The sequence below is a fragment of the Christensenella hongkongensis genome (assembly GCF_000981035.1).
In the GTDB taxonomy this organism is placed as follows: Bacteria; Bacillota; Clostridia; order Christensenellales; family Christensenellaceae; genus Christensenella; species Christensenella hongkongensis.
Map to the genome: position 1 here is coordinate 107,981 of NZ_LAYJ01000033.1, position 12,532 is coordinate 120,512.

At 47.6% G+C, this 12,532-nt stretch carries 13 protein-coding genes; all 13 read right to left on the bottom strand.

Going from position 1 to position 12,532, the window contains the following annotated elements; all coding sequences use genetic code 11:
• Window positions 1–56: 56 nt before the first annotated feature.
• Entirely contained in the window at window positions 57–200 is a 144-nt protein-coding gene (locus CHK_RS01675; RefSeq protein ID WP_242844860.1) for an indolepyruvate ferredoxin oxidoreductase subunit alpha, read from the bottom strand.
• 93 nt (window positions 201–293) lie between these two features.
• On the bottom strand, window positions 294–1,178 hold the full coding sequence (locus tag CHK_RS01680; RefSeq protein WP_046442259.1) for a PSP1 domain-containing protein: 885 nt from the start codon (window positions 1,176–1,178) through the stop codon (window positions 294–296).
• Window positions 1,175–2,119, bottom strand: a complete 945-nt coding sequence (locus CHK_RS01685) for a DNA polymerase III subunit (protein WP_046442260.1) — start codon at window positions 2,117–2,119, stop codon at window positions 1,175–1,177. The genes CHK_RS01680 and CHK_RS01685 overlap by 4 nt, the downstream gene beginning before the upstream one ends.
• A complete protein-coding gene (gene tmk / locus CHK_RS01690; protein WP_242844858.1) occupies window positions 2,112–2,774 on the bottom strand; it encodes a dTMP kinase in 663 nt (220 codons plus the stop codon). The genes CHK_RS01685 and tmk overlap by 8 nt, the downstream gene beginning before the upstream one ends.
• Before the next feature lie 6 nt (window positions 2,775–2,780).
• A complete protein-coding gene (locus tag CHK_RS01695; protein ID WP_046442261.1) occupies window positions 2,781–4,196 on the bottom strand; it encodes an aminotransferase class I/II-fold pyridoxal phosphate-dependent enzyme in 1,416 nt (471 codons plus the stop codon).
• Window positions 4,193–4,666: a hypothetical protein gene (locus tag CHK_RS01700; RefSeq protein WP_046442263.1), complete on the bottom strand. Its 474-nt coding sequence runs from the start codon at window positions 4,664–4,666 to the stop codon at window positions 4,193–4,195. The genes CHK_RS01695 and CHK_RS01700 overlap by 4 nt, the downstream gene beginning before the upstream one ends.
• A gap of 176 nt (window positions 4,667–4,842) precedes the next feature.
• Entirely contained in the window at window positions 4,843–6,579 is a 1,737-nt protein-coding gene (hflX, locus tag CHK_RS01705) for a GTPase HflX (RefSeq protein ID WP_046442264.1), read from the bottom strand.
• A gap of 39 nt (window positions 6,580–6,618) precedes the next feature.
• Entirely contained in the window at window positions 6,619–7,248 is a 630-nt protein-coding gene (locus CHK_RS01710) for a YetF domain-containing protein (protein ID WP_046442265.1), read from the bottom strand.
• A 14-nt stretch (window positions 7,249–7,262) separates the two neighbouring features.
• The gene (locus CHK_RS01715; protein ID WP_046442266.1) at window positions 7,263–7,757 is read right to left on the bottom strand and encodes a DUF3290 family protein; all 495 of its coding nucleotides are present in this window, start codon (window positions 7,755–7,757) and stop codon (window positions 7,263–7,265) included.
• A 70-nt stretch (window positions 7,758–7,827) separates the two neighbouring features.
• Window positions 7,828–10,170 (bottom strand): hypothetical protein, encoded by a 2,343-nt coding sequence (locus CHK_RS01720; RefSeq protein WP_046442267.1) that lies wholly within the window; start codon window positions 10,168–10,170, stop codon window positions 7,828–7,830.
• Window positions 10,171–10,229: 59 nt separating this feature from the next.
• Window positions 10,230–11,279, bottom strand: coding sequence for a DUF916 and DUF3324 domain-containing protein (locus tag CHK_RS01725; RefSeq protein WP_160295570.1), 1,050 nt, complete (start codon window positions 11,277–11,279; stop codon window positions 10,230–10,232).
• Between the two features lie 99 nt (window positions 11,280–11,378).
• Entirely contained in the window at window positions 11,379–11,963 is a 585-nt protein-coding gene (locus tag CHK_RS01730) for a WxL domain-containing protein (protein WP_046442271.1), read from the bottom strand.
• Between the two features lie 314 nt (window positions 11,964–12,277).
• Window positions 12,278–12,532: IS200/IS605 family transposase (tnpA, locus tag CHK_RS01735; RefSeq protein WP_046442305.1), on the bottom strand; the 255-nt coding region annotated here is incomplete at its 5' end.

Below are 12,532 nucleotides of genomic sequence, written 5' to 3' on the forward strand. Positions count from 1 at the left end.
AACCTGCATATGCAGATTTCTTTTAAAAAACCATGTTAATTTACTCTTCTTGCTGATTAACCCTCAGAAATTGCTTCTACGGGGCACGTTGATGCACAGGAACCGCAGTCGATGCACGTATCAGCGTCGATTACATACTGATCGCCGCCATCAGAAATTGCATCTACAGGGCAATCTGCAGCACAAGCACCACAAGAAATGCAAGCGTCTGAAATTTTGTATGCCATGTTCGTTCACCTCCATACTTAATACAGTTATATTCTACCATTCATTGACGAAAATGCAACCTTTTTTTAGTTATCTAACAAGGATTTTATTTCGTCGTCCACGATTATTTCTTCTTCCTTCACAGGAGCCTCTTTTTTACGGCTTTTTACCGTGATTTCCTTAAGGTCATATTCCTCGATGTCGAAGGTCCCGTCTTTTAAAGTAATCCTGACCTTTACCATCTCAGTCAATGCGTTGGTATCAATTACCTCAGCTTCCCCGTCCGGTGTTTTTACAATACTTCCATGTCTTGGAAGCCTGCGGCGCATATCGTGGTAATGCTCATGCTCATAATTCAAACAGCACATCAGCCTTCCGCACAACCCGCTGATCTTGGTTGGAGAAAGCGATAAACTTTGTTCCTTGGCCATCTTGATTGACACCGGCTGGAAGTCCCCCAAAAACGCGCTACAACAGCAAGGTCTCCCGCACGGCCCAAGGCCGCCAATCTTCTTTGCCTCGTCGCGCACGCCGATCTGCCGCAGCTCGATCCTCGTTTTGAATACGGATGCAAGGTCCTTCACCAGTTCACGGAAATCAACCCTTCCCTCCGCTGTAAAATAAAAAATAATTTTTCCGCTGTCGAACGTATACTCTACATCGATCAGCTTCATATCCATTTTATGCTTGGCGATCCGTTCCACACAAACGCCAAACGCTTCTTTTTCTTTCTTTTTGTTGGATTCCACTTTTTTGAAATCCTTCGTCTCCGCCTTGCGTATCACCTTTTTCAGCGGTTTTACGATTTGCTTATCCGCAACCTGCCGTGGAGCGAGCACAACCTCGCCGAATTCGACTCCGCGCGCTGTTTCCACAATAACCTTATCGTTTAATTGTATTGCAAGATCGCCGGGATCAAAATAGTAAATCTTTCCGATCTCCGAAAACCTCACCCCAATGATTGAATTCATAAAATAACCTCCAATATATGAAAAAGCATACTTTCCAGCGCCAACTTTGTGTTTAATCCGGCGCATTGCGCACGCTTTACCATGCACTCAAATAATTGTATCTGCGTATTGCAGAGAACATAATCCCGCAGCTTGGCGTGTTCTCTGATTTCCCGCAGCTTATCCTCGTTTACCAATCCGCTCTCTTCGCCTGTATGTTTGTAAAGCAACACATCCGCAATATACTGTAACGCCACCGTAAGACACAAATCAATCTTTGCATCATGCTTCAAAAACAACGCCAGCGTAGCGCTCGTCGCCATATTTTTTGAAGTCCAAAGCCGGTTTAAAGCAAGGATCATATCGTCCCTGATTTCAAAAAAGCCGTCCTGCAGATAGGAAACAGCCAGATGGTAGTCTCCCTTTGCCGCATTGCTCAGCACACGCGCGCGCAACGTAGGAATTTTTTGTTCCCTGCACAGCTCTTGCTCTGCCTGTTCGCGGGAAAGAGACGTCTTTAAAATTATACACCGCGAAAGTATGGTAGGCAATATATTTTTGGTGTTCTGCGCCCCCATAACAAACACAGTATTTTCCGGCGGTTCTTCAATCACCTTTAAAAGAGCGTTCTGTGCCTGAGGCGTCATTACGTCAGCCTGTGCGATCACTACCGCCTTATACCCGCCTTCATAAGATTTTTTCGACACAAGGGATGGTATTTCCCGCACATCGTCGATTTTGATCGTGCTTTTTGCCGCTTCCACCGTCACAATATCCACATGGCTTTTGTGCAGGTATTTCAAGCAACCCGGACATTTTCCGCAGGCAGTTCCCTGATCGCAAAAAACGTGCAGTAAAAATTCATCAATCTGTTGTCTTGTCGTTTCCGGCGATACGCCTGAAATCAGGTATGCACCTGCAATATTGCCAGTTTTTACAGCGTTCTCAAAAATTTCATTCATTCCAAACGCCGCCCGCTTTTAGAATTTCAGTCATTTTTTCACGCACAATATCCTGCGTCGTATATTTGTCACCGGACGCATCGATACGAACAATCCGCTCCGGATACATCTCAGAAAGCTTTACAAAGCCGTTATAAAGCAGGATATAAAACTCTTCCTCCTGCGTTTCCAGCCGGTCGTGCACACGTTTTTTGCTCATGCGTTCAAACGCCAGATGCGGCGGGAAATCCAGGAAAAAGGTCTTATCCGGCATCATACTGCCCATTGCAAACTGGTTTATATTCATGACGGCTTCCACGCCAAGCCCGCGTCCCACGCCCTGATAGGCAAGCGACGAATCAATAAACCTGTCGCACAGAACAACTTCACCCCGCTCAACAGCGGGCGAGATCACCTGCTCAACGTGCTGCGCACGCGCCGCAGCGTAAAGAAGCGCCTCCGTCCGGTCTCCCATCTCTGTATTTTCGATATCGAGCACCAAATCCCTGATCTTCTCTGAAACTACAGTGCCTCCCGGCTCCCTTGTCAAAACGGGCGTGATCCCGTTTTCCATCAAATATTCTGATAAAAAACGCATTTGAGTGCTTTTGCCACAGCCATCCACACCCTCGAACGTAATGAATAATCCCTTCACTTCCTTTGGTCCTTTCCTCAACTGTATTTATAAACAGGCGATCTCAATCCCGCCGTCCTGCATTCCAAAAAGTCCATATCCGCTGCCCTGTAAATGCCTCAGATAATCTATCATCTGTTTCGTAATCCTCTGCCCGGGCATAATGACGGGAACTCCCGGGGGATACGCGCCTGCGCTCGCCACCGCAATGCAGCCTACGCTGTCTTCCACGGCTACAATACGTCTTTCAGCAAAAAAAGCATCCCGCATTGATCGTTCCAACTGCGTGCGGTATACCTCATTAATTTCCTCCTGCGCGAACGTATTTGCAATATGGTAGTTAGCGCCCCTGATTTGCTTCAGCGCGTCCCTGAGGTTTTCAAAATCCTCAATCCCATCTGCTATCGTGCAGATCAGCACAATATTTGAGACATCCGCTGTTTCCACGTCGATACCGCATTTGTGCAGCTCTTTTGCCGCCCCAAAACCGCTGATCCCACGATCCGTCACGTCGATTACCAGTTTTAAAATATCTCTGTCAAATGCGCCCGAGGCTTTTGGGATATCCTGTAAAACACACCGGTAGCCGCTGATCGCTTCGATACGGCGCATATTGTCCTCCACAAGGTTTACCGCCGCCCTCAAGCGGACTTCCCCCTCCTCGCGCATCATTGCAAGCGAATAATCACACGAGGCAAGCAACAAATAGGAAGGACTTGTGGTTTGAAGCATATTGAGCCTTGAACGCACGACCTCCGGCTGTATCGCTGCATTTGCCCCGATGTTAAGCACCGCGCATTGGTTCATCGCACACAGTGTTTTATGCAGGCTTGTTACCCAAATATCGCATCCTGCCTGTGCCGGCGAAACCGGCAGCAGTTCCGAGAAATCAAACGCCGCGGCATGGGCCGCATCGCAAATCACCTTCATCCCCGCCTTGTGGGCTATCGCACATATCTCATTGATATCTGCACACAGGCCATAATAATTTGGATAAGTCAGGTAAACTGCCTTTGCGTGGGGATGATTTTCCACCGCCCGCGCAATTTCCTTTGCCGTTACAACGCCCGGCACACCTGCCGCCTCCGTCTCCGGGCATACAAATACAGGCTGAACCCCCGCCATGCAAAATGCGTTTACAGCGCTCAGGTGGATATCCCGCGCAACAATCACCGTATCCTTCGGTTCGAGGACAGATAATACCGCTGCATGCACGCCACACGAGCTCCCATTCACCAGAAAATAGCTTTCCCGCGCGCCAATGTGCTTCGCGTGAAGCTCCTGTGCCTCTCTGATCACGCCCTGCGGCGCATACAGGTTATCCGCATCAGGAAGCTCTGTTATATCCAGCCGGCTTACCTCAATCGGCAAAAAACCGCCCTTGCCTTTGTGGCCCGGCATACAAAAGCGGGATTTTGAAGCCTGCGCTACACGCGTAAGCATATCCGCGACAGGCGTATTCACCTCGTACGTCCTCCCTTGCCGATTTTCTTCACCAGCTCATCCGTCGGCGAGAAAATAATTGCGATATCGCCGCAATCGACTACAAACGCATCTTTTTTCTTCTTATAGGTATACTTATACTTTTTCCGGCCCGAAAGCCCCTGCGCCATATCTTCAAAGCTTCCCGCTTTTTTGATATTGCGAAGCGGTATGGTAGACAGCGCCTTTTCGCGCCTTCCAATCCTTCTTCCGAAAAGGATTGCTCCATCCTCCACCAAATAGATATAATCCGTCAAAAAATACCTTACGAAGAAAAATGCTCCAAGCGCCACGATAATAAGCGCAAGAAACTGGATCCAGCCAATTCCCGTCCAAAAGCTCAGAAAGGACATGATGAACATCACCGCCAGAATTGCAAGTACAATCCCGACGGTAATAAAAATTCCGGCTACAGCGCCCACTTTTTTATGTGCCAGTTCTTCCCGATACATGCCTGCCCTCATTTCCTCTTTCAAGCTGCATAATTTTTAATCATCCACCTGATAATAGCAAAACTATCTTATGATATATCATATCAAAAAAACACTTTTTCCGCAAGGAGCAGAGCGTTGCCTCTCCTTTGCAAAACAGCGCCAAAAAACGCCTGCATTGCAGTGCAGGCGCTTTTTTAAGATTTCAGTTTTTTGATCGTTTCGACCGGAAGTTTTGCTTTTATTTCGATCCCTTCCGGAAGGTATTCAAGCTCTATTTCTTTTCCGTGACGGTTAACCAGAGCCAGAAGATCACCCTTGTCGTACCCGATTCTTCCCTCGTAAGACATCATCTGCGGCGCGAGCTTTTCCGCCGCCTTCGCAAGGAGCGCTTCCATCCCATAACCGCTGCGCGTTGATATATATATGGTGTCAGCTTCATCCGGCGGAACCACCGCCAGCAGGTCTGCCTTGTTCATCACTGTTATTTTAGGCTTTTCAGCAGCGCCGAGCGATTCAAGCAGCCCATCAACCACGTCCATCTGTTTCTGTGCATTTGGATTCGCCGCATCCGTTACGCACAAAAGCAGGTCTGCATGCGTGACTTCCTCAAGCGTCGAGCGAAAAGCGCTCACCAGGTCGTGCGGAAGCTTTTCAATAAACCCTACCGTGTCCGTAAAGACAGTCTCTCCCACGTCAGGAAGCATTACCTTCCTTGTCACCGGATCAAGCGTTGCAAAAAGCTTGTCCTCCGCAAGCACGCCCGCATCCGTAAGGGCATTCAGCAGGCTCGATTTTCCTGCGTTGGTATACCCAACAAGCGCAACTTCCTTTACTTCATTTTCACGCCGTGCGCTGCGGCGCAGGTCACGTTGCTGTTTTACTTTTTCAATATCCTGTGTTAGCTCAAATATCCTTCGGCGAATCCTGCGGCGGTCTACTTCGATCTTTTTTTCACCCGGGCCGCGCGTGCCGATGCCGCCGCCCAGACGCGAAAGCGCCGTTCCTTCCCCTTGCAGCCTTGGCAATGTATACTGCAACTGCGCAAGCTCTACCTGAAGCCGACCTTCCCGCGTACGCGCACGCTTTGCAAAAATATCGAGGATCAGCATTGTCCGGTCAATCACCTTCACTCCCAGCAGCTCCTCAAGATTTTTCGTTTCAAGAGGCGTCAGCTCGTCGTTAAAAATAACGGCGTCGGCATCTGCCGCCGCAAGCTGCAACGAAAGCTCCTGCGCTTTCCCCTTTCCGATATAGTATGCCCGGTCCCGCTCCCTGCTTTGCGTTACAACGCCAACTACCTCCGCATCGGCGGTTTGCGCCAGACGCCGCAGCTCTTCCATGCTCTCTTCCGGCGCGTTTAAACCTACCAGCAGCACGCGCTCTGCCTCTCCCTGCGTATCGTGCATACGGACAAGCCTGCTCACACGTTCCGTCGCAAAGGCAATTTCCTGCATCAGCGCCTGCTGCGGTATCCGCCCCGCACGAAACGGGCCTGCGATTTTTACCTGGTCAAGTGCATCCCCCAAAAAGCCGACGCACATCATCGCCGCTTTTCCGTTGCGGACAGAAATTGCCGCCATCGCGTCGAACCGCGTAGAAATAAGCGTACCAATATCCACCTCTGAGAGCATCGGGCTCCCGTTTGGATGCGTATGCAACGACCGCACGCCTGAAACGCCCTCAAAGCCTCGCCGCATACGCATGTAAGGCATCTTTACGCTTTTATCGTCGCCAACCGAAACATCGAGTACTTTTCCGCCGCGCGACAGGAACACGGAAATTTCTTTTCCAAGAATATCCGTTAGCCGCGCCATTTCCTCAATCAAAGAAACGGACGCAAATTCCTGCGTCTGCATCTTATAGTCATATAATTCGTTCAGTTCTTCCTTTATAGAATCCCTGATTCCATTTAAATTTCCATGTATTTCCATACTAACAGTATATCAGATCGCCCGCTCCTTGCAAGCCGCTCAATAAAGATAAATATTCAGATGATCGCCGGAAAGCTCCGCACAGAATACCTTTGAAATATCCTCCACTCCCTTTTCACGCAGCTGTTGTTCAAGCCATTGTTCATCCTTCCCAATATTCTCCAGATTATTTTGATTAACCTGACCATCCTCAATGATCATCAGCGACAAAAGCTTTTCGCCTTTTTTCACAAGCGTCAAATGCCCGTTTGGCTCAAATTGAGCGTCGCTCAATTCGCTTATTTTATGCACATTTTGCATACGCAGCAGGGTTGAAAAATCATGCGCTGTGAGATTGATCCGCTTAAAATTATCCGTCAGCAGCTCACCATTGCGCATAATCTGGATCGGCTCCCCGTCAATCATCCTTTTTGCTTCAGCATTATGGTTTTTGATAAACCGCGTGACAAAAATCAGAAGTCCCCATATCAACAGAACGATTACAAATTGCAGTACTGTAATATCCGGATTGTAAATCACGCCGCCGATGATACCGCCAAGTACATAGTTACCAACCTGGTCCATTGCCGAAAGTGGCGCAAGCTGTCCTTTTCCCGACAGATTGATGATAATAATCAGGCAGATAAAACCAATCGTCAGCTTAATTGCAATATCAACATAAGAAAGCACCTGTCATTCCCCCCTTACTCGTTGATGATATTGATTGGATCGATTACGAGCGCATCCAGCTTCACAGCAATAAAAGACTGCTTATCATCCGACCAATACAAGGTATAATAATCGTTGCGCACCTTATACACGGTTTGGTCCGTAATATCCGGTGTGCTGATAAAAATCTGATCCTGAGGCACCTTCAGTTTCCCTGAAAGCGTATCAATCGAATTGATATTGCTTTGATAACGCGTCTGCTGATTTTTTGCAGTAATCGCGTCGCTCACCTTAACTCCCGCCATCAACGAAAACAATATAAAGAGTAATAGCGCAAGCTCTTTATACTGTACCGATATTTTTTTTCGTATGATCTGCACAACCAAAAAAATGGCAACGGCAAGCAATATCAGAATAAAGATCAACTCAAACTGGTTCGTTAGCTTTACATGACTCGTAAAATATTCATAACTGTAAAAATTCACATTGCTTGCCCCTGTCTCGATATTGCTGTAATATAGATACCACATTCCATTTCTTTTTAATCATGGGTACATAGAAAAAGCGCCGATATTTTACCGCCGCCTGATACCTCTTTTATTATGGCGCATCCAACAGAGTCCACTCGATCGTGGCGTTGTATTCCACATTGGGACATCCTTCCCCGCCATCAAGTGAAACCAGTATTCCCTCTTTTGCCGCCCATGTAATATCCGTCTGGCTGGAACTGCCCGTTGTCCCGCTGTAGACCTGCAGCGGCTCTTTTCCAAGCATCTTGCTGGTAGCCCCTTCTACATATACAAGCGCTCCGGGAAGTGTATATGTTTGTCCGTTACTGGTTCCAGTGAGCGGTTGTGCGATGCTTGCCTGCACGCTCCATTCGTTTCCGGCACCACGTGTATCGGATACGGACAGTGCCCATCCCGGATCCTGCCTTCCGATAAGCTGAGGTACTGCTGATATTGCCGAATCTGCAAAGGCAAGCTTTGAAGGGACATTCAAAAAGCTTAGAGTCCCCGGATTTTCAAGCACCGTTGTTTTGTGCCGCGCTTTCAAAAAATCATAGTGACTGAGGGCAAGAACCGTTTCATCAAGTATAAGGTTTGAGTCCGGCACGTCTGCAACATAATTTCCATCCGCGTTGGCATCTGCCAAAAGCTCCCTTGCCGTTCCTGCATCGCCATTATATGTAATTTTCACATTTGCGCTGCCTTCCGTCTTTCCCGTAATCTGCCTGCTGTTTTGATATACGGCATCAATATCCAGATAATAACTCCCCATCGCAATCATATAAGACGTATAGGTATTAAATGTGGCGTTGCTGAACACATCCGTATTTGGATCATCTGCGCTTGTATTGGAAATAGAAGCGGAGGTGATAGCTGTTCCCGAGGCGGTTGCACTCATATTCATTGTAGTACTGTCATTTTTATTCCATATATAATTGGGCATATTGTCAATACTGTCCGACGCCCCTGTATTTGCCGTCCAGTTATTGATTACATCCACGGTTGCCGTGATCGTTCCTGAAGTCGTAAATTTGATCAGGCCGCCATATGGATTGTAAAGCAGGATGCGGTTTGGATGATTGATCTGTACCTTTCCGCCCGCAGACGCAAACTTAACCAGGCCTTCCGTATTGCTGTTCGCCGCCCTTTGTACGTTAAGCGTTGCGCCGGTTCCGACCTGGAGCAAGGTGTTTAGCCTGATCGTCGGCGCATTGTTGCTGCCTGTATGAACCACATTCAGCCTGCCGTTTTCCTCGACCACAATTCCCTCTAACTTATGGCCGCTCCGTTGGAGGCCGTCGCGTGTAGTGACCGAAAACGATGCTCCCACACCCACTGTGAGCGTCGGCTTCTGATTTGTTGTATTTCCGGCTCCCTCCACATAGATGAAGTCGTTATTGCCGCTGCTTGTCGTGTTGAGAACCGTGGCGTCCGCTCCCGGCAAAACCCTGATATACTGGTTTGTACCGTTATTGCCAGCAAACCAAAACATTGAGTTTGTACCATCCGTCTTTTTGATCGTCGTCACTCCACCGATCTCAAGCTGGGCGATCTCCCCAACTTCCTGTGGCTCGTCGCCGCCTGTTGCCATAATCGTAACGTCAGAATTCAGGAAACGCACCAATCCCCGCCGATTGAAGACGATCTGCGGCCCTTTGTATGTTACATTGTCATATGTGATCGTGGAAGGATACGCGTCCTCCGCCATAACCGGCCCGTAGTAATTTTTGCCGTTGATTACAGCGTCTTTTAGCGTTATGCTCGTACCAGCCACACGCGGCCTGATTACGTTTCCGATCCCGGCAATATCGTTTATTTGATTGCGCACGCCATCCTCACCCTTTGGATGCCCGACGATTGTCACGTTTTTGCGGTTACTTCCGATCAATATGCCTCCGGCAACATAAGTAATCGTCCCATTGAGATATATTGTGTCGATTCCCGCGTATAGGGTATCGTTTTCAAGTACGGTTTTCAGGTCTGCAAAGTTATCCACCATTGCTTCGTTTGTATCCAGACCATCCGTTACGATTGAAAAAGCTTCCGCCAGAAGCTCTTCCGTTTGCTCTAACAATACTTCCTCCCCTTCTTGCGGAATTGTGGAAGCAGAGGAAGGGGGCAACGGAATCTGCGATGCCTCAGGAAGTACAGGCGTGTCATTTTCTGCCGGGGACTGCACATCATCAGGCGTCTCTTTTTCTTCTCCCGCATCTTCTTCAGGAATTTGCGTCTCCGTTCCTTCGCCGTCTTGTTCTCCCTGTACCGGCGTTTCAGCGGACGCCTCCGTCTCTGCACTATTCTCCTCTTGCTGTGCAAGGGCGTAGGTGTTTTGTCCTTGTGGTGAAGGTACTGTGAGTACAACGAGCGCTGCAATCAAAACCATGGCGGCAATATTCCATACTTTGTGCTTTTTTTTGTGGTTTGTACCCCTCACGCCCTCGCCTCCATATCAATACAGGGCAAAAGCAATTCCACTTCTGTCCTGTTTTTGTATTACTTCCTCCTGCCCATACGTGTATCATTCACGGATGTCAGTGTTTCTTTCCCTTTTTTTCTTTTGACAATCAAAAGTAAAATCAATATAATTATGATCAATATGATAACTAATATGATCAGTAAAACCGCCCACCATGGGATTCCCTGTTTTTCTTCCAGTGAGTTTTGGCTGATTTCCAGCGATTGCTGCGCGGTCACCTCAAATGGCATCTCAAAGTTCCAAGTCCTGCCGTCCTGTTCCATACTGACATAGCTGATATAGTTTCCGGGAGCAATGTCCCTTCCCCAAAGTACTCCATACGGTATCACAGAATTTGGAGCCATATCGATTCGTTTCTCCGGCTCTGTTAATATGATCTTATTTTCACGCTCAGAATAGATTTTAATCCCCAGTGTGACATTCTTTGCGATTGCAGCCTCTTTGTTTCTTATGTAATGTACCACGCCTACGCGGTATTGAATCAGCTCCGGCTGCGCAATTACCGGTTCAAACTCCGGCAATACCTCGCTGTCTGTTTCCGTCAGCTTTACGCCCAGCACATAACTGTACTCATTTCTGATCGTCACACCCTGCGCTGCCTGCATTTCGTCTTTTTTTGCTTCTTCTTCGTCTTTAATCTGCGTTACAACAATGCCGCCAAGTACCACACCGTCATATTCTTCCTTTGGCATTGTGACTGATATCACCGTATGCGCCGTTTTCTCCGCAGGAACTATAACGATCTCTTCCTGCACCTTTGCAATCTCAGAAAACGGAATTTTTAATGTCTTATCTTTGATTCCCGGAGTTTTATAATCTATGATACCATTGCCATTTGTGGATGCACTGACCACAGAAACCTTTACTTTGATTTCCTTTGCTTCTTTATTATAAATCTCCACTGTAAGATCCTGTTTTCGTTCAGGAGCCATATGCAGGTCAAAATAAGAAACCTGCGAATTGACCTGATTTTCCGGGAGAACTGCACGAACTGAAAATCCGACTCCTTCCGTCGCATCCACTGCATAGCCTGTAGCCATGGGGATCAGCATACATAAAATCAGCATGACAGCAAAAAAAGTTTTTTTGCCCTTTGTTTTCATTTTGTCTTTCTCTGCCTGCGCATCCGGATATATGCCGGATACGCGCTGCCTTTCTTTACCTGATTACGGGCTATCTTCCAGCGTCCATGTTAATGTCGCCGTGTGCTCGCCGATTTGCTGGGAAGCTACCGGTATATTGATCGACGCATTCGCCTTCTGCCATACCATATTCCAGGTTCCACGTCCGCTGTTAAGCGCAGCGGATACTACTTGCGTTGAAGCGCCGTTTGCCGCAAGCGTGATCGGTGTTGAGACAACCGGTGCTGTATCTGTGGTTCCTACGCCTGCAGGAGCACCGTTTGTAAGCGTGATCGTCGCGCTTCCAATAGGCGTTGTTCCATTTGCAACTGAAAATGCACCAAGTTGTGCCATTACCTTCCACCCAGCCCCGCTCCCACGCGCATCGGCAACCTGAAGCGTAGCCGTATCTGTGGTCATTCCAAAATCAACCGTTGCATTATCGATTGCATGTTGTCCAAAGTCCAACGCCGGAACAGCCTTCAATTCAAGATTGCCTGCCGTAAACTGAATGGACGCATTCGACGTATCTGTATCGGCTGTCCCCGCTGCCATCGCAACCGAGGCAAATGCCAAGACCATGATAACCGTCAATATTGTGGTCAAAACAATCTTTCTTCTCTGTTTCATATTATCATTTCCTTTCGTGGCAGATCGTTTACAGCCGAATCCCTTTCCAGTATTTCAGGAGGCATATCGTCTGACTGCTTAATTATTTATAACCTTTCCTTCCCCAGTAATATATATATTTATTGCATTTACAATATTTTAATATTGGTCGATGTGCAATAAAACCAAAAAAATGTATTTCCGTCGCCGGATATTTTGGGCAAGTCATGACCACCCGTAAAACGGGTGGCATGAAAAGCCCTAAAAGGGCATGATACAAGCCAGCGTCTAAAGACGCTGGCTTTCTCTTCGTTCAAGCCACATGGCATTTGTTCTTATCTACCCCTAAAGGGGTCTTCTATTTCCTGCACGCTTACTTTATCTATCACCTGATCTTGTAAATATTGTTCCCTTACATATTTTGCTATCGTTGCTTCATTCAGCCCTACTGTGCTTGCATAATATCCTATTGACCAAAAGTGCCTGTTCCCAAATTTATATTTTAGATTTGCGTGCCTGTCAAACAGCATCATTGCACTTTTTCCTTTTAGGTATCCTATAAAGCTCGCTACACTATATTTTGGTGGTAT